At 31.0% G+C, this 20475-nt stretch carries 21 protein-coding genes; 13 read left to right on the forward strand and 8 right to left on the reverse strand.

Translation table 11 applies throughout. The annotated features are described in order from the left end of the window. Positions 1–37: 37 nt before the first annotated feature. Together V8G69_RS05010 and V8G69_RS05015 are read right to left on the reverse strand one after the other, a co-directional pair. Entirely contained in the window at positions 38–424 is a 387-nt protein-coding gene (locus V8G69_RS05010) for a PUR family DNA/RNA-binding protein (RefSeq protein WP_394880715.1), read from the reverse strand. 150 nt (positions 425–574) lie between these two features. After that, positions 575–2341, reverse strand: a complete 1767-nt coding sequence (locus V8G69_RS05015) for an ABC transporter ATP-binding protein (protein ID WP_394880716.1) — start codon at positions 2339–2341, stop codon at positions 575–577. Positions 2342–2580: 239 nt separating this feature from the next. Here V8G69_RS05015 and nusB point away from each other — a divergent pair, with 239 nt between their 5' ends. The 3 genes from nusB to yajC all read left to right on the forward strand — a co-directional run bounded on the left by nusB (position 2581) and on the right by yajC (position 4383). Next, the gene (nusB, locus tag V8G69_RS05020) at positions 2581–3525 is read left to right on the forward strand and encodes a transcription antitermination factor NusB (protein ID WP_394880717.1); all 945 of its coding nucleotides are present in this window, start codon (positions 2581–2583) and stop codon (positions 3523–3525) included. Between the two features lie 82 nt (positions 3526–3607). Then, the gene (locus V8G69_RS05025) at positions 3608–4069 is read left to right on the forward strand and encodes a DUF1573 domain-containing protein (protein ID WP_394880718.1); all 462 of its coding nucleotides are present in this window, start codon (positions 3608–3610) and stop codon (positions 4067–4069) included. Positions 4070–4092: 23 nt separating this feature from the next. Further along, positions 4093–4383: a preprotein translocase subunit YajC gene (gene yajC, locus V8G69_RS05030; RefSeq protein ID WP_394880719.1), complete on the forward strand. Its 291-nt coding sequence runs from the start codon at positions 4093–4095 to the stop codon at positions 4381–4383. Positions 4384–4433: 50 nt separating this feature from the next. Here the strand turns inward: yajC and V8G69_RS05035 are convergent, their stop codons facing one another. The 3 genes from V8G69_RS05035 to pepT form a co-directional block, all read right to left on the reverse strand. Continuing rightward, positions 4434–5030 (reverse strand): YdeI family protein, encoded by a 597-nt coding sequence (locus tag V8G69_RS05035; protein ID WP_394880720.1) that lies wholly within the window; start codon positions 5028–5030, stop codon positions 4434–4436. Between the two features lie 76 nt (positions 5031–5106). Further along, positions 5107–5871 carry a creatininase family protein gene (locus tag V8G69_RS05040; protein WP_394880721.1) on the reverse strand — a complete coding sequence of 255 codons (765 nt, stop codon included), beginning with the start codon at positions 5869–5871 and terminating at the stop codon, positions 5107–5109. A 67-nt stretch (positions 5872–5938) separates the two neighbouring features. Then, entirely contained in the window at positions 5939–7168 is a 1230-nt protein-coding gene (gene pepT, locus V8G69_RS05045; RefSeq protein ID WP_394880722.1) for a peptidase T, read from the reverse strand. Positions 7169–7269: 101 nt separating this feature from the next. Between pepT and V8G69_RS05050 the strand changes: the two genes are divergently transcribed. Then, entirely contained in the window at positions 7270–8304 is a 1035-nt protein-coding gene (locus tag V8G69_RS05050; RefSeq protein WP_394880723.1) for a quinone-dependent dihydroorotate dehydrogenase, read from the forward strand. Between the two features lie 2 nt (positions 8305–8306). Here V8G69_RS05050 and V8G69_RS05055 read toward each other — a convergent pair whose 3' ends face one another. Then, on the reverse strand, positions 8307–9428 hold the full coding sequence (locus V8G69_RS05055; RefSeq protein WP_394880724.1) for a zinc-dependent metalloprotease: 1122 nt from the start codon (positions 9426–9428) through the stop codon (positions 8307–8309). Positions 9429–9692: 264 nt separating this feature from the next. Between V8G69_RS05055 and V8G69_RS05060 the strand changes: the two genes are divergently transcribed. The 5 genes from V8G69_RS05060 to guaB all read left to right on the forward strand — a co-directional run bounded on the left by V8G69_RS05060 (position 9693) and on the right by guaB (position 14536). Next, positions 9693–10556: a hydroxymethylglutaryl-CoA lyase gene (locus V8G69_RS05060; RefSeq protein ID WP_394880725.1), complete on the forward strand. Its 864-nt coding sequence runs from the start codon at positions 9693–9695 to the stop codon at positions 10554–10556. A 103-nt stretch (positions 10557–10659) separates the two neighbouring features. Beyond that, positions 10660–11838 carry a porin gene (locus V8G69_RS05065; RefSeq protein WP_394880726.1) on the forward strand — a complete coding sequence of 393 codons (1179 nt, stop codon included), beginning with the start codon at positions 10660–10662 and terminating at the stop codon, positions 11836–11838. A gap of 99 nt (positions 11839–11937) precedes the next feature. Then, positions 11938–12465: an FMN-binding protein gene (locus V8G69_RS05070; RefSeq protein WP_394880727.1), complete on the forward strand. Its 528-nt coding sequence runs from the start codon at positions 11938–11940 to the stop codon at positions 12463–12465. Beyond that, positions 12466–12957 (forward strand): hypothetical protein, encoded by a 492-nt coding sequence (locus tag V8G69_RS05075; RefSeq protein WP_394880728.1) that lies wholly within the window; start codon positions 12466–12468, stop codon positions 12955–12957. Positions 12958–13063: 106 nt separating this feature from the next. Further along, the gene (gene guaB / locus V8G69_RS05080) at positions 13064–14536 is read left to right on the forward strand and encodes an IMP dehydrogenase (RefSeq protein ID WP_394880729.1); all 1473 of its coding nucleotides are present in this window, start codon (positions 13064–13066) and stop codon (positions 14534–14536) included. 35 nt (positions 14537–14571) lie between these two features. Here the strand turns inward: guaB and V8G69_RS05085 are convergent, their stop codons facing one another. Beyond that, positions 14572–14832 (reverse strand): hypothetical protein, encoded by a 261-nt coding sequence (locus V8G69_RS05085; RefSeq protein WP_394880730.1) that lies wholly within the window; start codon positions 14830–14832, stop codon positions 14572–14574. Positions 14833–14846: 14 nt separating this feature from the next. After that, on the reverse strand, positions 14847–15083 hold the full coding sequence (locus V8G69_RS05090; RefSeq protein WP_394880731.1) for a hypothetical protein: 237 nt from the start codon (positions 15081–15083) through the stop codon (positions 14847–14849). 123 nt (positions 15084–15206) lie between these two features. Here V8G69_RS05090 and V8G69_RS05095 point away from each other — a divergent pair, with 123 nt between their 5' ends. Genes V8G69_RS05095 through V8G69_RS05110 form a run of 4 tightly spaced genes read left to right on the forward strand, consistent with a single transcriptional unit; the run spans position 15207 to position 20425 of the window. Continuing rightward, positions 15207–17162, forward strand: coding sequence for a peptidylprolyl isomerase (locus tag V8G69_RS05095; RefSeq protein WP_394880732.1), 1956 nt, complete (start codon positions 15207–15209; stop codon positions 17160–17162). Continuing rightward, on the forward strand, positions 17163–18017 hold the full coding sequence (locus V8G69_RS05100; protein ID WP_394880733.1) for a peptidyl-prolyl cis-trans isomerase: 855 nt from the start codon (positions 17163–17165) through the stop codon (positions 18015–18017). Then, entirely contained in the window at positions 17980–19467 is a 1488-nt protein-coding gene (locus tag V8G69_RS05105; protein ID WP_394880734.1) for a peptidylprolyl isomerase, read from the forward strand. Before V8G69_RS05100 ends, V8G69_RS05105 begins: the two co-directional genes overlap by 38 nt. A 4-nt stretch (positions 19468–19471) precedes the next feature. Beyond that, positions 19472–20425, forward strand: coding sequence for an AAA family ATPase (locus V8G69_RS05110; protein WP_394880735.1), 954 nt, complete (start codon positions 19472–19474; stop codon positions 20423–20425). Positions 20426–20475 lie beyond the last annotated feature (50 nt).

Below are 20475 nucleotides of genomic sequence, written 5' to 3' on the forward strand. Positions count from 1 at the left end.
TTTGTAACGGTTTAAAATTTTAAAATGTATTTGAAGATTAAATATCGTCAAAATCAATGTCAGTAAAACTTCCAGGTGGTTTAATTTCATCATCTTCAACTTCTACAGATTCTGAATCATATTCTTTTTTGAAATCTCTTTGATGACGTTCACTAATCACTTCGTCACCTTTTTCATTAATAATATAATCAGTCATTTCATTTAAAATATCTTTAAACTCAGAAAAATCTTCTTTGTAAATGTATATTTTATGTTTTTTATAGTGAAAAGAACCATCATCGTTAGTGAATTTCTTGCTTTCTGTGATTGTAAGATAATAATCGTCTGCTTTTGTTGATCTTACATCAAAGAAATACGTGCGTCTTCCGGCTCTTAATACTTTAGAAAAAATATCCTCTTTCTCCATCATGTCATTTGTACTCATAGTTGTATTAAAATTTATAGGATTATAATTATATGTATCAAAAATCTAAAAAAAACAGATACTAAACAACAATTTATTAAGATTCTTTTAATATCAAATTCTATTAATTATTTTATCTAATCTTAAATTAAAATAAAATAAAGGGACAGATTAATTATTAACAACAGTATTTTCGCTTAACTGTTTTAAATAGAGGTGTTTGTAATAACCTTCTTCATTTACAAGAGAGTCATGTGTGCCTTCCTGAACAATTTTTCCATTATCGAGCACAATAATTTTATCGGCATTTTTTGCTGAAGAAACTCTATGGCCAACAATTATGGTCGTTTTTCCTTTTGATGCTTTGTTTAAGTTTTTTAATATTTTTTCTTCAGTTTCTGTATCAACAGCTGAAAGACAATCATCAAACAATAAAATTTCTGGATCTTTTATAAGTGCCCTTGCAATTGAAATACGCTGTTTTTGTCCACCAGAAAGCGTGATGCCCCGTTCACCAAGAATGGTTTCGTAGCCATTATTAAACTTTACTATATTTTTATGTACATGTGCTAGTTTTGCGGCTTCAATAACTTCTTCATCGGTTGCCTCTTCTTTGCCAAATTTAATGTTGTTCTTAATGGTGTCAGAAAACAAAAAGGCATCTTGTGGTACATAGCCAATACTGTTTCTTAAATCTGTTAAATTGTGCTTGGTTATTTCAATTCCATTAACTAGAATAGAACCTTCTTTAATGTCATAGAGTCTTCCTATTAATTCTAAAATTGTTGATTTCCCTGCACCAGTTTTTCCTAAAATGGCAAGAGTTTGTCCTTGTTTAATGTTAAAACTAATGCCTTTTAATGCATTAATATTCGTGTCATCATAAGTAAAAACTACATTATCAAAAATAATATCACCAGTAACTATTGTGTGTTCATTAACCGTATTTTTAATTTCCGGCTCCGTTTTTAAAAATTCATTAATTCGTTTTTGCGAAGCTTCTGCTTGTTGTATAATTGAAGTTACCCAACCAACAGTAGCTACAGGCCAAGTAAGCATATTCACATAAATAATAAACTCAGCAATGGTTCCTAAACTTTCAATCTGCCCATTAATGTATTGCAAACCACCTATATAAATTACTACTAAATTGCTTACCCCAATTAGTAAAATCATCATAGGAAAAAAGAAAGCCTCAACTTTTACTAAGTTAAGTTGATTTTGTTTACTTGTTGTTGAAAGGTCATCAAAATTTGTTGATGTTTGTTGTTCAATCCCGTAAGCCTTAATAACCGAAATACCGCTAAATGCTTCCTGTGTAAAAGCTGATAGTTTTGATAAATACTCTTGAACAATAGTAGTGCGTTTATGAATTTCTTTACTTAATTTATAGATAGCAATGGATAATATTGGTAAAGGTATAATGGTATAAAGTGTAAGTGTAGGAGCTTCATTATACATATATATGATTGCAATAATGAAAAGTGTTATGGTATTGATGCTGTACATTAAAGCGGGACCAACATACATTCTTACTTTTCCAACATCTTCACTAATACGGTTCATTAAATCGCCGGTTCTGTTTTTTTTGTAAAAATTTAAAGAAAGTTTTTGGTAGTGTTCGTACACTTCATTTTTTAAATCATATTCAATATATCTTGAAACATTAATGATAGTTTGGCGCATTAAAAAACTTAACAAGCCAGCAATTATAGCAGCTCCAATAATATAAAAAATTATTTCGGCTAATTCTGCTTGAAGTGTGCTTTCGCCAGATTGTAACCCCTTTTTGTACTTTTCTACAACCGCAAAAATTTCTCTTACGTAACGTGGCGTGAAAAGTAAAAATATTCTTGCTATAATGGTGATGATAGTACCAATTACAAGGTGCCATTTATATTTTAAAAAATATTTATTTAAATGCTGTAATTCTTTCATTTACAGGTTTAGTGTTTTTCTTTGGTTTTGCAATTTTATTAAAGAGCAGGCACAAAGATACAGCAATAAAAACAATTACATAGTTGGAAAGCCTATCTAAGCTGTTAAAAATTACTTAAACTAAATTTGATGCAATAAAAATAAAATAAGGTGTTATACTTTTTTAAAATAGTATTATTTTTGCCGTTCAAAAGAAATGATTCTTTTACCTTTTAATTAAAATTAAGTTCTTTGTATATATGCTAAACAGAAGACATATTCGTGTAAAAGTGATGCAAACCATTTATGCGTTTAAAGGAAATGAAAGCGATGATTTGAGTAAAAATCAAAAGTTTTTATTATTCAGTATTGATAATATGTACAATCTGTATTTGTTGTTAATATCGTTATTACTTGAAGTTCAAAAAAGAGCTGAAGATGATATAAGTAAAAAACAAAAAAAGCATCTCGCAACTCAAGAAGACAAAGATCCAAACCGGAAATTTGTAAACAACGAACTGTTACAAATCATTAAAGAAAACATTCAATTAAAACATCAATTAGAGAACTTTAAATCTGTTGATTGGGAACTGGATAGTGAATATGTTGATGTTATTTTTAAAGCCATTATTTCCAGTGATTTGTACAAAGAGTACATGAAAACCAGAATCTCTGATTTTAAGGAAGACAAAGAGTTTATGGTTGATATTTTTAAAGATATTATAGCGCCAAACGAAAAACTTTATGAATATATTGAAGATAAAAACCTTACCTGGCTTGACGATCTTCCTACAGTAAACACCACCATTTTAAAGTTATTGCGTAAGGCTAAACCAACATCATCAGATAGTTTTTTTACACCTAAATTATACAAAGATCTAGACGATAAGCAATACGCTATTGATTTGTTTAAGAAAACAATTTTAAACCAAACAGCATTAAATAAAGAAATTGAATTAAAAACCCAAAACTGGGATTCAGATAGAATTGCCAATGTAGATTTTGTATTGCTGCAAATGGCCATTTGTGAGCTTCAAAATTTTTCTTCCATACCAGTAAAGGTTACCATAAATGAATATTTAGAAATTGCCAAAGAATATTCCACACCAAAAAGCAGTATTTTTTTAAATGGTATTTTAGATAAACTGGTTAAGGAATATGAAAACGATGGAAAACTTAAAAAAATAGGCAGAGGATTGATGTAATTTTCTGTTAAGAAAGGACTAAATAGTTTTTAATAGATTAAATAATTGTTACTTTTACAAACCAATTAGAAAAATATATATTATGAAAAAAGTTATATTAGGTTTAGCTGCTTTAAGTATATTATCTTTTACTTCATGTAAAGAAGATGCAACTAAAAAAATTGTTGAAAACAATGTAGTTGCTGCTGCTGAAAGAGATGCCAACGCATCAAAGTTTCCAATTATTTCATTTGACAAAATGGAACATGATTTTGGTGAAATTGAAGCACACACACCTGTTGAAACAGAATTTAATTACACGAATACAGGAGATGCTCCGTTAGTAATTACAGATATTAAAAGTTCTTGCGGTTGTACAGTGCCGAAAGATTGGAGTAGAGAGCCATTAGCTCCAGGAGAATCAGGTAAATTTTCAGTGAAATTTAATGGAAGTGGTTCTAATAAAATTACTAAAACAATTACTGTAACAGCTAATACAGAAAAAGGTTCTGAAGTTGTTAAAATTACAGCATTTGTAAAACCAGCTCCAGTAACAACTAATTAATTAAAAAATAAAAAAAATAAAAAATGGGTGATATGGGACAGTTTTTACCGTTTATATTAATGTTTGTAGTAGTGTATTTCTTTATGATTGCACCTCAAATGAAACGTGCTAAAAAAGAAAAAAAGTTTGCTGCAGAATTAAAAAAAGGCGACAAAATTGTTACTAAAAGTGGTTTGCATGGTAAAATACTAGAACTTGGAGAAAAAGATAATACTTGTATTATTGAAACCATGTCTGGTAAAGTAAAGTTTGAGCGCTCAGCGATTTCAATGGAATTGAGCACTGCTGTAAATGCACCATCAAAAACAGCTTAATTTAAAAAAGCATATTATAAAAAAAGCTTCCATTTAGGAAGCTTTTTTATTTAACAATTTTTGTATTTGTCATTTAAACCAATGCCATTTAAAATCATAGGTTTAATTTTTTCTAAACGACTTAAAACGGTTGCTTCTCTTTTCGCCGTTTCAATGAATTCACAGTATTCTTTTTGTTTGTAAAGGGTTAACACATTAAAGCTATTATTAAATTCTTTATCAATTTTGAGAACATTTTTTAATGCTTCAGGAATAACTACCGTTTTAGTTTTTTCTGGTTTAATTTCTTTGCCTAATTTTTGATTTTCTATAGCTTCCTTAACATATGCCAACACAATATTTTTATCGATATCATGAATTGACTCAAAGCGCATTTGTCTAAGTCCTTTGGTTTTTTCTTGAGCATTTACCAATAGTTTTTGCTCATCTTTCAAGAATACACCATTAAAAAACCAAATGCCAAAATGGTTTTTATGAGCCCCTAAACCAATTATATTTTTCCCATTAAGAGAATAAATTGGAGCGTTCCATTTGATGGCTTCATCTAATTCTGAAGCAGAGTTGATAACAGAGCGTAAAATTGTTAATGCATCTCTAAATTTTTCATGGTCCTCAATGTATTCTTCTACTGAATTTGGTTTTTTCATAAAAGTTGGTTTTAAGAAGATTGTTTAAAAATTGCTAATGATTTTTCAATATAAAGCAAATCAAAGATGTAAAATTTTATTTATATAGGTCGTTAGTATCGGCCTTTGAAATGTCAATTAACAACTCTGCCATTTTTTCGCAAACATCTTTAAAGAATTTCTCGCCTTTCTCGCTGGATGCCGCTTTTGGATTTCCTACACCGGTGTCTTCACTTATTTGTGACCAAGGTCTTTCGGTCCAAGCCCACGCTTCAGAAAATGCTTTAATTTTGTTCTTTTTTTCCTTTCCTTCTCCCCATTCTTTTTTTGGTAACACTAATTCAGGTTTTAAGTATAGAATAAGACTTGTCTCCATTTCATCAGCATGGTCACCTGAGTTTTCAAAATAAAGATTTTTGTCTAATGATTTAAACCAATTAGTAACACAAATAAACATTTTCGGATACTTTAATCCTAGCTCTCTAACAATCGATTTCCAGTCGTTGCCACCGTGACTATTGAGAATCATTAATTTATAGATTCCTTGTCTATTTAACACTTCAATAATATCACTTAAAATAGCAAATCGCGTACTTGGATTCAAATTTATATCTAAATAAATGTCTGATTGCCCAGTGTTAGTGCCAAATGGAATGGAAGGTAAAACAATTACATTCGCACCCTTTTCCCAAGCTATTTTTGCTGATTCTGCTGCAATAAAATCCCCTTCAATAACATCTGTGGCATAAGGTAAATGGTAGTTATGAGCTTCTGTTGCTCCCCAAGGTAAAACAGCTAATTCAAACTTGGCATTTTTTAAATGTTTCCAGTTTGTTTCGGCCAATATGTAAGGTCTTATCATGGGTTTTAAATTATTAGGTTAGTTTGTACAATTATTTTATAAACTTTTAAACGAAGTTAATTCAATGCTATTTTTTTAGTGCTGTTAATTCTGCAATCTTACAAATCACTTGGGTTGCTTTTTGCATACTTTCAACTGGCACATATTCGTATCGACCATGAAAGTTATGGCCACCAGCAAAAATATTAGGGCAAGGTAAACCCATATAGCTTAGTTGAGAGCCATCTGTTCCGCCACGAATGGCTTTAATCAATGGTTTTATATGAAGTTGTTTCATAGCTTCTTCAGCAATATCTACAATATGCATGACAGGTTCTACTTTTTCTTTCATGTTGAAATACTGATCTTTAATACTAATCTCAATAACTACTCTTCCATATTGTTCATTAATATCATCAGCTAATTTTTGCATAACTTCTTTTCTGGCTTCAAAATGACGTCTGTTATGGTCTCTAATAATATATTCCAACTCGGTTTCTTCTACTTCTCCCTTCATTGAACACAAATGAAAAAAGCCTTCATAACCTTCAGTATGTTCTGGTGTTTCCAAGCGTGGTAATGAGTTTATAAACTCTTGAGCAATGTACATGGAGTTTATCATTTTACCTTTGGCATAACCAGGATGCACTATTTTTCCTTTTACTTTTACAACTGCACCAGCTGCATTAAAGTTTTCGTATTCTAATTCTCCAATTTGACTACCATCCATAGTATAAGCCCAATCGGCTCCAAATTTTGCAACATCAAACTTGTGTGCTCCACGGCCAATTTCTTCATCTGGTGTAAAACCAACACGTATTTTTCCGTGTTTGATTTCAGGATGGTTTATTAAATGTTCCATAGCCGATACAATTTCGCAAATACCTGCTTTATCATCGGCACCAAGAAGGGTCGTTCCATCGGTTGTTATTAAGGTTTGACCTTTGTAAAGGTGTAAATCTTCAAAATAGTCTGGAGATAAGATAATATCTTGTTCTGCATTTAAAATAATGTCTTTTCCATCATAGTTTTCAATTATTTGAGGCTTAACATTTGTCCCTGTAAAATCTGGAGACGTATCAAAATGAGAAATAAAACCAATGGTTGGAACCTCATGATCAACATTGCTTGGTAAAGTAGCCATGATATAAGCATTCTCGTCAATAGTTACCTCTTTCATACCTATTGCTTTTAGTTCTTCAACGAGCTTGTTTGCTAAATCCCATTGCTTTTTTGTGCTTGGAGTACTTTTAGAGGTTGGATCTGATTGCGTGTCGATAGTTGCATAGCTAATAAATCTATCTATAATGTTTTGCATGACGTTATTTTTTGTTCTATCAAAAATACTACTAATTTTTAAAAAGCTTATTGGTATTTTTTGAGAAATGAATAGTATTTTTGCACAGCAATTCAACCTATATGTACAAATCGCTTATACGTCCTATCTTATTTTGGTTCGATCCTGAAGAAGTACATCATTTTACATTTTCTCTTATTAGGATTTTAAATAAAATCCCTTTGGTGTCCCAAATAATAAAAAAACTTTATACAATCGAAGATGCAAGATTAGAAAAACAAGTTTTTGGGTTGACTTTTAAAAACCCTGTTGGATTAGCTGCCGGTTTTGATAAGAACGCTGTGTTGTATAATGAATTATCAAGTTTTGGATTTGGATTTATTGAAATTGGAACTGTAACTCCAAAAGGGCAAGCTGGAAATCCTAAAAAACGATTATTTAGGCTGAAAGAAGATCAAGGTATAATTAACAGAATGGGCTTTAATAATGATGGTTTAGAAGCAGCAATTAGTAATCTTAAAAAGAATAAAGGCCATGTAATTATTGGCGGAAATATTGGTAAAAATACTCATACAAAGCCCGATGATTATACACAGGATTATTTAGAATGTTTTAAGGCATTGCATCCATATGTTGATTATTTTGTGCTCAATGTAAGTTGTCCCAATGTTAGTAGTCATGCCAAATTAAATGATAAGGATTATTTAGAAGAGCTTATTGGTGCGGTTCAACAAGTTAATAAAGATTTTGAAAAGCAAAAACCAATACTTTTAAAAATAGCACCAGATTTAAATGATAATCAATTAGATGAAATTGTTGAATTGGTTATTGCTACAAAATTAGATGGCGTTATAGCCAGCAACACATCAATTGACAGAAGTGGATTAAAAGTATCTCAAGAGCATTTAGAAACTATTGGAAATGGAGGCTTAAGTGGTCAGCCAATTAAAGATAAAAGCACACGTGTTATTAAATATCTTTCAGAAAAAAGTAATAAAGCGTTTCCTATTATTGGTGTTGGAGGCATCCATTCTGCTAAAGATGCTTTAGAAAAATTAGATGCTGGAGCAGATTTAATCCAGGTGTATACCGGTTTTATTTATGAAGGCCCTCAACTTATTAAATCAATCAATAAATCCTTACTAAAAAGGGTATAACCTTATTTAATAATTCTTTTTATAATCTTTGAATGATTATTGCTTATTGTCATTAAATATGTTCCCGAAGCTAAATACCCAACATTAATAGGTTGATTTGTAAGTGTGCCAGATGAAAAGGTTTGTCCTATTAAATTTGAAATTTTATAAGAGAAAGTTTCTGTTGTATTCATAGGTTTTGCATAAACAACATCTCCTGAAATTGGATTTGGATAGATTTTGAAATCTAAATCATCAGAAGAAACAGGTTCATATGAATCGGCAACACCTGAAGAATCCCCACAAGTCAAATAATTTTTGGTAGACATATAATAAGCATACATTCTTGCTAGTTGTTGATCAGAAAAATGTGAGCGACAACCTTTCATAGAATACGACATAATATTGCTAGTGTCCGGCAAAAATGAATCGCCATTGGCATCGGTTTCAGTGCCAATATACCTACAAAAGTTGTTTACATTTTTATTGGTCAGTTTTGGGTCGGCAGGAGTGTCACAAATTTGATCGCCTTCGCTACTACAATTGTTTCCATTTACCAACTCTTTGGTTAAACAAGTATTGTCTGCACCGTGAGTATGTATTAAGGATAAAAAATGACCAACTTCGTGTGCCAATGAAGAATTATTTGTTGCACATTCATTCTGAATAATAATTACATCATAGTTGGGTTTGTTATATGTATACCCACAAATATCTTCATCGGATGAATTTACAATATGGTTTGTAAAATAAATATTAATAACATTTGGGACATTGTTTGCTTCAACCAATGATTTTTCATCACTGCTTTTAAAATTATAAAAATTATTATTGTCAATATAGTTTAAATCATTGCACAAAAAGAATTCTAAAAATGCTCCAGAAAACGTATTATTTAAGTCGTTAATAGCTTCATTTAGTTCATACTCATCAATACCACCTTTTCCATTAGAAGTTCTGATTATATGTGCCTTGATAGGAATATAGTTTTTTGCTATAGAATTTGATTTGCTATTAGTAGATTTAGAACTCAAAAAATTAGATTGATACTTTTTAAATACAGGTTTTAATTCTTCGAATAATTTAAGGTCTTTACCAGTAGTTATTGTTCCACAAATTGGTTCAGAATTTACTTGTGAAAACATAGAAAATGATGTCGTTAGTAGAATTAAAAAAGATAAATTGCTAAAGAATTGAGTGAAAATCTTCATTGGGGCGAAACATTTACTCAAATGTAAAAGCAAAAAAATGCTATTTATAATAAAAACGTTAATAAGCTAATTTTTTCGTTTTGATTAAGTTATAAGGCTTTACATGCTTATTAAAAAGCTTAAAATTTAATAAATCGATAGTTTTTGTGTTTTCTTAAGCAATAATATTATTTTTATCATCATTTATTTCATTTAGTAATGTCCAACAACATAAAGGTTATAGAATGCCCAAGAGATGCCATGCAAGGTATTAAAAACTTTATTCCAACAAAGCGTAAAGTGCAATACATTCAGTCTTTATTAAGGGTTGGATTTGATACCATTGATGTGGGTAGTTTTGTGTCTCCCAAGGCCATTCCACAAATGTCTGATACAGCAGAAGTATTAGAGCAACTAGACTTAAGGAAAACCATTAGTAAGTTATTGGTTATTGTTGCAAACGAAAGAGGAGCAGAAGATGCTTCAACGCATTCACAAATTGATTATTTAGGATATCCATTTTCAATTTCAGAAAACTTTCAAATGAGAAATACTCATAAAACCATTGCACAATCGGTTTTAATTTTAGATAATATTTTAAATATAGCAGATAAATCGCAAAAAGAAGTTGTGGTTTATATTTCCATGGGATTTGGAAATCCTTATGGCGATCCTTGGAATGTTGATATAGTTGCTGATTGGACAGAAAAATTGAGCAAAATGGGTGTTAAAATAATTTCTTTAAGTGATACTATCGGAAGTTCAAATGCTGAAAACATACGTTATCTATTTTCAAATTTAATTCCACGTTATCCAAGCATAGAATTTGGAGCTCATTTACATACAACACCAAATTCCTGGTTTGAAAAAATTGACGCTGCTTATTTTGCTGGTTGCAAACGTTTTGATGGAGCTATTCAGGGTTTTGGTGGCTGCCCAATGGCTAAAGATGAACTAACGGGTAATATGCCTACAGAAAAGTTATTGTCTTATTTTACTTCTAAAAAAAACAATAATCTCGATGCTTTAAGTTTTGAAAGTGCTTTTAATGAGGCTACCAAGATTTTTTCTGTGTATCATTAATTTTATTTAAAATAATTCTAAATAGTGTTGCGTAAATTGTTTTTCAGTGTTATATTTGTCATCGAAAATTAAACCTATTTATAATTAGTCTAAATAAAAACAAATGAAAACAACTACAACAATTTTAGTAATTTTTATAAGTGCATTTACTTTTGCACAAACAGTACCAGATTCTTTACAAACCAATCCTCAAAATCAACAAAATGCCGCTCAGCGTATCTTGTCTGGCAATATTAATAGTGGTGTTACAGTGGGAGGTTATGGAGAAATTGTTTATAACCAACCAGAAGGAGATAATGGTACTTTAGACGTACATCGCTTGGTCTTGCTTTTTGGTTATAAGTTTAATGATAAAGTGCAATTTGTGACAGAAGTAGAACTGGAGCATGTTGAAGAAGTTTATGTGGAACAAGCATTTTTACAATATAGCCTTAATGATTATGTGAATCTTAGAGGAGGTTTAATGTTAGTGCCAATGGGAATTGTAAATGAGTATCACGAACCTACAACATTTAATGGTGTAGATAGACCAAGTGTAGATAAAAGTATAGTACCATCAACGTGGAGAGAAGTTGGTGTAGGGGTGTCTGGAAGATTTAATGAGATATCATTAGGGTACCAAGCCTATGTTTTCAACGGATTTAAATCCGTTAATTCTGATGGAAATGGCAATATAACAGCAGGATTATTGGGCGGCAGCAATGGTTTAAGAGGTGGTCGCCAAAAAGGTATTGAATCAACCATAAACAAACCAACTTTTTCTACTAAACTGGATTATTATGGATTACCTGGGTTGCGTTTAGGATTATCAGGTTATTTTGGACGTACTCAAGCAGGCGATGATGTTGATATGATTGATGGCGCAGATGTTGGAATTTCTATGATTGGCGTTGACGCGCGTTATGCTTTTCAACGTTTTACAGCCAGAGGCCAATTCATTACTGCAAACATTTCAGATACAGAAGCATATAATAATTTAAACGGAACTAATTTAGGAAGCAAGCTTGAAGGATGGTATGTAGAAGGAGCTTATAATTTATTACCTCAAGATAAGGCGCAACAACTTTTTGCATTTGCACGTTATGAAGATTATAATACACAGGCTGGGGTTGAAGGAAGTTTAGTAAAAAATAGCGCTTATGATAGAAATGATTTGACTTTTGGATTGAGTTATAAAATAGCTCCAGGTGCTGTTGTAAAAGCAGATTACCAAATTAAGGACAATGCATCTTCTATTGATGTGCCTAATCAATTAAATTTTGGATTGGGTGTTTGGTTTTAAAAGACAAAGAGCATAGGTAAATGAAGCGTCATTGTGATAGAATTTTTTTGTTCATCATGATGACGTGACATTTTAAAAATTAATATTTACTTTTACTTCATGAATATCAAACATATACTTTTCTTGGTTCCATCATTGCTATTGATTTCTTCTGGTCTTCCTAAGGCTATTCAAAAGAAGGTAGATAGTGAAATTAAGGAAACGTTCCATATTGAGACTTTTGAATTTTCAGGAGTATCGATTCCTTTGGAACAAAGAAAAGACCTGCCTTCAAAGTTTGGAAATGATAACTTGTTTGAGATTAAATCCAAAGATTCCTTGTTAGGCTATGCTTATGTCTCAAAAGCTCCAAGCAAAACAGATAATTTTGATTATTTGGTGTTATTGGATCCCGAATTGATAATTATAAAGACCAAAGTATTGGTGTATCGCGAAGATTATGGAGGTGAAATAGGTAGTAAGCGCTGGCTAAAACAATTTATAGGTAAAACCCAAAATGATGATTTAAGATATGGTGACAATATTGTGGCTATATCTGGAGCAACTATTTCGGTTAAATCGTTTACAGATGCTATAAATAATTTATTAATTTCATTAAAAAAACTTCATTCCAAAAACATATTATAAATGCAAATCAATGGTTTAATATATAGTTTACCAAAAGAAATCAAGATTTTGATTGGGGTCTTTATTATTGTTTTAAGCATCGGTTTTTTTTCTGGATTATTGTTTGTAGGAGAAACATCATCTGCCAATCCTAATGGTATAGAAGAACAATATTTAGGAAATGAACATGATGAGGATGCTGAAGTCATGAAATTTAAAAAAAGTGAACAGGAAATGCTGTCACTAGTGCATTCTCATGTATTATCAATGTCTATTATTTTTTTCATTTTAGCACTTATAGTGTCTATAACTAATATTAAAAAGCAACTGAAAACGTTTTTAATGGTTGAGCCTTTGGTATCGGTTATCTTAACTTTTGGTGGGTTATATTTTCTTTGGACAGGATTAATCTGGATGAAATATATAGTTATGTTTTCTGGAACTTTAATGACACTTTCCTTTATACTTTCAGTTGTTATTATTTTAAAGCAATTGCTTCAAAAAAGGCTATAGCAAAACTTTTTGTAAGTATTATGTTTTTATGTTAAGAACAGTTTAAAATTATAGTTATTCTTAGATTTAATTGTATATTTGCACGCAATTATAATGTAATTGCATCATGACTTCACATCAAAATAAAATAGTAGGAGAAGGTTTAACCTACGACGACGTCCTTTTAGTTCCAGCTTTTTCTGAAGTACTTCCACGAGAAGTAAATATTCAAACAAAATTTACAAGAAACATTACTATTAATGTGCCTATTATTTCAGCGGCTATGGATACGGTTACTGAAAGCAAAATGGCTATAGCAATGGCGCAAGAAGGTGGAATAGGTGTATTGCACAAAAACATGACTATTGAGGCTCAGGCCTTAAAAGTTAGAAAGGTAAAGCGTGCCGAAAGTGGCATGATAATAGACCCTGTTACTTTACCGTTAACCTCTACTGTAAATGATGCTAAAAAAAGTATGGCAGAGCATGGTATTGGCGGTATTCCAATTGTTGATGATAATGGTACTTTAAAAGGAATTGTTACTAATCGTGATTTACGTTTTGAGCATGATAACAAACGTCCTATAGTTGAGGTAATGACCAGTAAAAATCTGGTTACAGCATCTGTTGGAACTTCTTTAAAAGATGCTGAAATTATTCTTCAGCAATACAAAATAGAGAAACTACTTATTGTCGATGAGCATTTTAAACTTTCTGGATTAATTACGTTTAGAGATATTACTAAACTTAAATTGAAACCAATGGCAAATAAAGATGCTTATGGCAGATTGCGTGTTGCAGCAGCTATTGGTGTAACTGCTGATGCTATAGAAAGAGCAGAAGCTTTGGTAAATGCAGGTGTTGATGCCATTGTTATTGATACAGCTCATGGACATACAAAAGGAGTGGTGACAGTTTTAAAAGAAATAAAATCAAAATTCCCAAATCTTGATGTTATTGTTGGAAATATAGCAACAGGTACCGCAGCTAAATATTTAGTTGAAGCGGGTGCAGATGCTGTTAAAGTAGGGATTGGTCCAGGTTCTATTTGTACTACTCGTGTTGTTGCAGGTGTAGGATTTCCTCAATTCTCAGCAGTTTTAGAAGTAGCTGCCGCGATAAAAGGTAGTGGTGTACCAGTTATAGCAGATGGTGGTATTCGTTACACAGGAGATATCCCTAAAGCAATTGCAGCAGGTGCTGATTGTGTTATGTTAGGTTCTCTTTTGGCAGGTACTAAAGAATCGCCAGGAGAAACTATTATATATGAAGGGCGAAAATTCAAATCGTACCGTGGAATGGGATCTGTTGAAGCAATGAAACAAGGTAGTAAAGACCGATATTTTCAAGATGTGGAAGATGATATTAAAAAATTAGTTCCTGAAGGTATTGTAGGTCGTGTGCCATATAAAGGCGATTTGTATGAAAGTATTCATCAATTTGTTGGCGGATTACGTGCTGGAATGGGATACTGTGGAGCAAAAGATATTGAAACATTAAAGGAAATAGGGCAGTTTGTTAAAATTACAGCTAGTGGTATTAATGAGAGTCATCCACATGATGTAACTATTACTAATGAATCTCCTAATTATTCAAGGTAACCATCTATTTTTTTTTCTTAAGCTGAATCATCATTTTAAGATTTATTTAAATATGTCTTTATTTGTTTGTGAGATAAAAATATCAATGCAGAAATAATAAAAGCCCAACTACCACCAAATCTTGCTACTTTATCTGATATTTTTTGTCCCTTTGTTAAAATTTCTTTAGGAGGGTTTAATAAATTTTGAATAATTAAATTTTCATCCTCAATAGTTTTTCTAACAATTTCCTGAAGTTTCTTAATTTGAACACTCTCTGCATTTAGAATGTCTTTTATGTCATTATCTTTTTTCATATATAAAAATTAAATTATTCAGAATAAACTACGCCACGATGTGGTTTTAAAACATCTCTTATAGGTATCATGTCTTTTTCATCCACAACCAGGTAAGCAATAGTATATAGATCACTTATGGTTTCAACCCCTGTTAAAGGTATATCTAACTTTTCTAACTCTATATATTGTTTTAAATGAATCTCATGGTGTAGAGCAATTTTAGTGGCATCTGGACCACGAAAATCCCAAATAAGTTTTAATTTCCTCATCAAATATTTAATATTAAATTTGTAAAAATAAAGATACTAAAGTAATCTTTAAACCGTTTGTTAAAGCAACTTGTTATATAGCTTTATATTGCTATTTTTGTAATCCTATTTAAATTTTTTTAAATGAAATTAAGATATTTCCCAACAGCATTGCTTATTTTATTAGTATCAGTTGTAAATGCCCAAAAGTCTATAGATGAGGTGCTTTTTACTATTAATGAAGAGCCTGTTTATACGTCAGAATTTATTAGAGTTTATAATAAAAATTTAGATCTTGTTCAAGATGAATCTCAAAAAAATGTAGATGAGTACCTAAATCTGTTCACAAATTATAAGCTAAAAATTAAAGAAGCAAACGCATTAGAACTTCAAAAAAAGCAATCATATATTAGTGAATTAGATAGTTATAAAAAACAACTAGCCAAAAATTTTATTACAGACAATAAGGTTACTGATGCTTTAGTAGAAGAGGCTTACGATAGAGTTTCTTATGAGGTAAAAGCAAATCATATATTGGTTCGTTTGCCTGAAAATGCGAGTCCGGAAGATACTTTGGTAGCTTATAATAACATATTAAAAATTAGAGAACGGGCCATAAATGAAGGTTTTGAAAAAGTTATGAAAGAAGTCCATAACGGGCAAACACTTTTCGGTGAAGAATTAGGCTATTTTTCAGGTTTCAGAATGGTTTATGCGTTTGAGAATGCCGCTTATAATACACCAATTGGCGATATTTCTCAACCTTTTAGAACGCGTTTTGGTTATCATATTGTTAAAGTGTATGATAAAAGAAAATCAAGAGGAGAAGTTACAATTGCCCATATAATGGTTAAATCCAAACCAGAAGATTCGATTTCTGATAGCGCAGAAGCAAGAATTAATGACATTTATAAAAAAATATCCCAAGGAGAAGATTTTGAGTCGTTGGCCAGACAATTTTCTGAAGATGCAAGTACAGCTAATAAAGGTGGTTTGCTTCCACCATTTACTGCTGGTCAGTTAAGTTCTCAGGTATTTGAAGATACCGCATTTGGTTTAGAACATATTGGAGATATTTCAAAACCCATAAAAACACAATATGGCTGGCATATTTTAAAACTATATGATAAAAAACCAGTGCAGCCTTTTCTTGATATGAAGCCAGAATTAGAAATGAAAGTGAAACGCGACGAACGTTCTCGTTTAATTGATGATGCTTTGGTTAGTAAATTAAAAGAACATTATCATGTAAGTAATGAACAACCAGCTTTAAAATATTTTTCATCTATTTTAAATAACGATTATTTTAAACGTTCTTGGACTTTACCTATCGATTTTAAAGGTGAAAAACCTTTGGTTAAAATTGGTGATAAGCAATTTACTTATCAGGATTTTGGTGATTACTTAATTAAAAACCAACGTAGTGTTCAGGGAAAATCTCCTTTCGATAATATTGTTTCTACACAGTATGAAGCTTTTTTAGATAGTAATTTAATGCAATATAAAGAAGATCATTTAGAAGAAGAAAATAAAGATTATGCCAATATAATTCAAGAATACAGAGATGGATTATTGTTGTTTGATTTAATGGAATCAACTATTTGGAATGCATCCAGAACAGATTCAGTAGCTATTAAAAACTATTATAATGATCATAAAAGTAGTTACATGTGGCCAGAAAGAGTGCATGCAGTTGTGGCTTCTTCTTCAAATGAAAGCGTTTTAAAAAAATCAGCTAAATTATTAGAAAAAGGAACAGATCCAGAAGCTATAAAAACCAAGTTGAATATAAATAATGAAGTTAATGTTATCTTTACTTCAGGTCTTATGGATGCTAAAGATCAGGCATTGCCATCTAATTTTGAATTTAAAAAAGGAGTTTCAAAAATTTATAAGCATAATGATGGTTTTGTAGTAGTTCAGGTAAAAGACATATATCCAATTGCACAAAAATTATTTGATGAAGCTAAAGGAAATGTGGTTGGCGATTATCAGACTTATAAAGAAAATATTTGGATGCAGGATTTAAGAGATAAGTATAAAGTAGTTGTAAATCAAGAGGCTTTAAATCACGTTAAGTCATTAATTAAAAATCAATAATTGAAAAGTAAAATTTACATACTGCTTTTAATTATATCTTTAACTTCATGTACCTTTTTTTTTAAAGAAACAGACGACAGGATTAAAGTAGCTAGAGTTAATGATACCTATTTGTATTATGACGATATAAAAGATTTAGTTTCTGAAGGTACCACCAAAGAAGACAGTATTTTATTGGTTCAAAATTTTATTAATAGATGGGCAACTCAACAATTATTTGTCGATGGCGCTAAGATAAATTTAAGTGAAGCCCAGCAAGAAACTTTCAATAAGTTGGTAAATCAATACAAAAACGATTTATATACAAAAGCCTATATTGAAGCCTTGGTAAAAAGAAGTATTGATACAACAGTTACTAGTGAAGAAGCTAAAGAGTATTACCTAGCCAATCAAGAAATTTTTAAATTAAACGAAGACCTCATAAAATTCAGGTACGTGCATGTTGATGAAAACATGTTTGACTTTAAAAAAATTCAGGAAAAGTTTAAACGTTTTAATAAAAAAGACCAAAAAGAGTTAGATTCCATTTCAATTCAGTTTAAATCGTATTCATTAAATGATTCCATTTGGATAAAAGTCAGTCAAGTAATTGATAAAATTTCAATCATAACTCCTGAAAATAAAAATGAACTGTTAAAAAAATCTAATTTTGTACAACTCAAAGATTCATTAGGAGTATATTTGATGCAGATTAATGATGTTTTATTGCGAAGTGACACAGCACCTTTAGAGTATGTAAAACCAACAATAGACCAAATAGTCATTAATAAAAGAAAACTTGAACTTATTAAAGAATTAGAAAAAGATATCACCAAGGATGCCATTAAAAACAAACAATTTGAAGTTTACAATTAATTTGAAACACATACTAGCTTTATTCTTAACTTTTATTACTGTAAATTTTATATCTGCTCAAGAAATTATTCAAGAGGCAGTAAATGATAGTATTAAAGCTTTAGAAGACATAAAACCAACAGAGATTACAAAATCAATTGACACAACCAACACATTTGTTGCCAAAAAAGTTGATGGTGTGGCTGCTGTTGTTGGAGATTATATTCTTTTAGATTCTGATGTCGATAAATCTTATTTACAATTACAAGCGCAAGGAGTCAATACTTCCGATATTACGCGTTGTCAGTTATTTGGTAAATTACTGGAAGATAAATTATATGCGCATCACGCAATTCAAGATAGTATTCCTGTTTCAGATGCTGAAATTCGTCAAAATGTAGACTATTATGTCCAACAGTTCTTGCAGTCAACAAATGGTTCTATGGAAAAACTTTTAGAAATCTATAAAAAAGAGGACGAAAAAAGCTTGAGAGATGAAATTTTTGAAATCAATAAAAGCAATGAATTAGCCAAAAAAATGCAAGCTAAAATTGTTGAAGATGTTGAGGTGACTCCAGAAGAGGTTAGAGAATTTTTTAATAAAATACCAAAAGATGAACGCCCAACGTTTGGAACAGAGCTTAAAGTGGCCCAAATAGTTGTTGAACCAAAAGTAACTCAAGAAGAAAAACAACGTGTTATTGACCAGTTAAAACAATTTAGGGCAGATGTTTTAGAAAATGGTGCTAGTTTCCGTTCCAAAGTGGTTTTATATTCTGACGATAAAGCATCTATTAGTACAGGTGGAAAATATACATTAAATAGAAAGAAACCAAGAATGGTTAAAGAATTCAGGCAAGCGGCATTTTCACTTCAAGAAGGAGAGATTTCAGAGCCGTTTGAAACAGAGTTTGGTTTTCATATTGTGTATTGCGAAAAAATTAGAGGACAAGAATATGATGTAAGCCACATTCTTTTAATTCCTAAAGTATCAACAGAGGCCATTAAAGAAGCAAAGGAGCGCATAGATAAAATAAGACAGCGTATAGTTGATGGCGATATTTCATTTGCTGATGCGGCAAAAGAATCAAGTGATGAAAAGGAAACTAGAAATGACGGTGGACAACTTATAAATCCCGAAACTCAAGACTATAATTTTGAATTAACCAGAATGGATCCTGAATTATATGCTCAAATTCAAAATTTAAAAGATGGAGAAGTGAGTTTGGTACAAACAGAAAAAGATAGAACAGACAAAATAAAATTTAAAATTTTAACTGTAACCGATAGAGTTAATGAGCATGAAGCTGACTATGCACGTGATTATTTGAAAATTAAAAACCAGGCTCTTAATGAGAAAAAATTAAAAGCTATCGAAGCTTGGCAAAATGAAAAAATTAAAGATACTTATATAAAAATTAGTGGTTCTTATAGAGATTGTGATTTTGCTAGCAATTGGTTAAAAAAGTAAAAATATGTCAGACGTAACTGCTGTAGAAAAATTTGTAAAACAATATAAAGATTTAAAATCTGAAATAGCCAAAGTAATTGTTGGGCAAGAAGAAGTTGTAAATCAAATTTTAATTTCAATTTTTTCCGGTGGTCATGCGTTACTTATAGGTGTTCCTGGGCTAGCAAAAACCTTAATGGTTAACACTATTGCACAAGCTTTAGGTTTAGATTTTAAACGTATTCAGTTCACACCAGATTTAATGCCTAGTGATATTCTAGGAAGTGAAATATTAGATGAAAACAGGCATTTTCATTTTGTTAAAGGTCCTATTTTTGCTAATATTATTTTGGCAGATGAAATTAACAGAACACCTCCAAAAACCCAGGCAGCTTTACTAGAAGCCATGCAAGAGCGTTCTGTCACAGTTGCGGGTCATCACTATGATTTAAGTTTACCATATTTTGTATTAGCTACTCAAAATCCAATTGAACAAGAAGGTACTTATCCATTACCTGAAGCACAATTAGATAGGTTTATGTTTGCAGTTAACTTAGATTATCCATCTTTTGAAGAAGAAGTTCAGGTAGTTAAGTCAACAACAACTGATAGTAAAGAAAAAATAACCCATCTTTTCACTGCACAACAAATAGTAGATATTCAGCATCTTATTCGTCGTATTCCAGTAGCCGATAATGTTATTGAATATGCGGTTACTATGGTTGGCAAAACTCGTCCAAATAGTCAATCAGCAAGTGGTTTGGTTAAAAACTATTTAGATTGGGGAGCAGGTCCAAGAGCTTCACAAAATTTAATTTTGGCAGCCAAAACACACGCAGTAATAAACGGTAAATTTTCTCCAGATATTGAGAATGTACAGGCTGTAGCTGGCAGTATTTTAAGGCATAGAATCATAAAGAATTATAAGGCAGAAGCTGAAGGAATTACAGATGATTTTATTATAAAAAGTTTATTTTAAATATAAAACCTCTAAAAAAACTCTATGTATATTGATTATAAACATAGAAT

This window comes from Gaetbulibacter sp. M235 (assembly GCF_043876835.1).
In the GTDB taxonomy this organism is placed as follows: Bacteria; Bacteroidota; Bacteroidia; order Flavobacteriales; family Flavobacteriaceae; genus Yeosuana.

Bases quoted from the DNA above. Each gene is read 5' to 3' on its own strand.
- guaB (WP_394880729.1), top strand. From the start codon at position 13,064: ATGACTTCACATCAAAATAAAATAGTAGGAGAAGGTTTAACCTACGAC.
- V8G69_RS05035 (WP_394880720.1), bottom strand. From the start codon at position 5,030: ATGAAAAAACCAAATTCAGTAGAAGAATACATTGAGGACCATGAAAAA.
- V8G69_RS05110 (WP_394880735.1), top strand. From the start codon at position 19,472: ATGTCAGACGTAACTGCTGTAGAAAAATTTGTAAAACAATATAAAGAT.
- V8G69_RS05060 (WP_394880725.1), top strand. From the start codon at position 9,693: ATGTCCAACAACATAAAGGTTATAGAATGCCCAAGAGATGCCATGCAA.
- nusB (WP_394880717.1), top strand. From the start codon at position 2,581: ATGCTAAACAGAAGACATATTCGTGTAAAAGTGATGCAAACCATTTAT.
- V8G69_RS05105 (WP_394880734.1), top strand. From the start codon at position 17,980: ATGCCATTAAAAACAAACAATTTGAAGTTTACAATTAATTTGAAACAC.
- V8G69_RS05070 (WP_394880727.1), top strand. From the start codon at position 11,938: ATGAATATCAAACATATACTTTTCTTGGTTCCATCATTGCTATTGATT.
- V8G69_RS05025 (WP_394880718.1), top strand. From the start codon at position 3,608: ATGAAAAAAGTTATATTAGGTTTAGCTGCTTTAAGTATATTATCTTTT.
- V8G69_RS05075 (WP_394880728.1), top strand. From the start codon at position 12,466: ATGCAAATCAATGGTTTAATATATAGTTTACCAAAAGAAATCAAGATT.
- yajC (WP_394880719.1), top strand. From the start codon at position 4,093: ATGGGTGATATGGGACAGTTTTTACCGTTTATATTAATGTTTGTAGTA.
- V8G69_RS05015 (WP_394880716.1), bottom strand. From the start codon at position 2,341: ATGAAAGAATTACAGCATTTAAATAAATATTTTTTAAAATATAAATGG.
- pepT (WP_394880722.1), bottom strand. From the start codon at position 7,168: ATGCAAAACATTATAGATAGATTTATTAGCTATGCAACTATCGACACG.
- V8G69_RS05090 (WP_394880731.1), bottom strand. From the start codon at position 15,083: ATGAGGAAATTAAAACTTATTTGGGATTTTCGTGGTCCAGATGCCACT.
- V8G69_RS05095 (WP_394880732.1), top strand. From the start codon at position 15,207: ATGAAATTAAGATATTTCCCAACAGCATTGCTTATTTTATTAGTATCA.
- V8G69_RS05040 (WP_394880721.1), bottom strand. From the start codon at position 5,871: ATGATAAGACCTTACATATTGGCCGAAACAAACTGGAAACATTTAAAA.
- V8G69_RS05010 (WP_394880715.1), bottom strand. From the start codon at position 424: ATGAGTACAAATGACATGATGGAGAAAGAGGATATTTTTTCTAAAGTA.
- V8G69_RS05050 (WP_394880723.1), top strand. From the start codon at position 7,270: ATGTACAAATCGCTTATACGTCCTATCTTATTTTGGTTCGATCCTGAA.
- V8G69_RS05065 (WP_394880726.1), top strand. From the start codon at position 10,660: ATGAAAACAACTACAACAATTTTAGTAATTTTTATAAGTGCATTTACT.
- V8G69_RS05055 (WP_394880724.1), bottom strand. From the start codon at position 9,428: ATGTTTTCACAAGTAAATTCTGAACCAATTTGTGGAACAATAACTACT.
- V8G69_RS05085 (WP_394880730.1), bottom strand. From the start codon at position 14,832: ATGAAAAAAGATAATGACATAAAAGACATTCTAAATGCAGAGAGTGTT.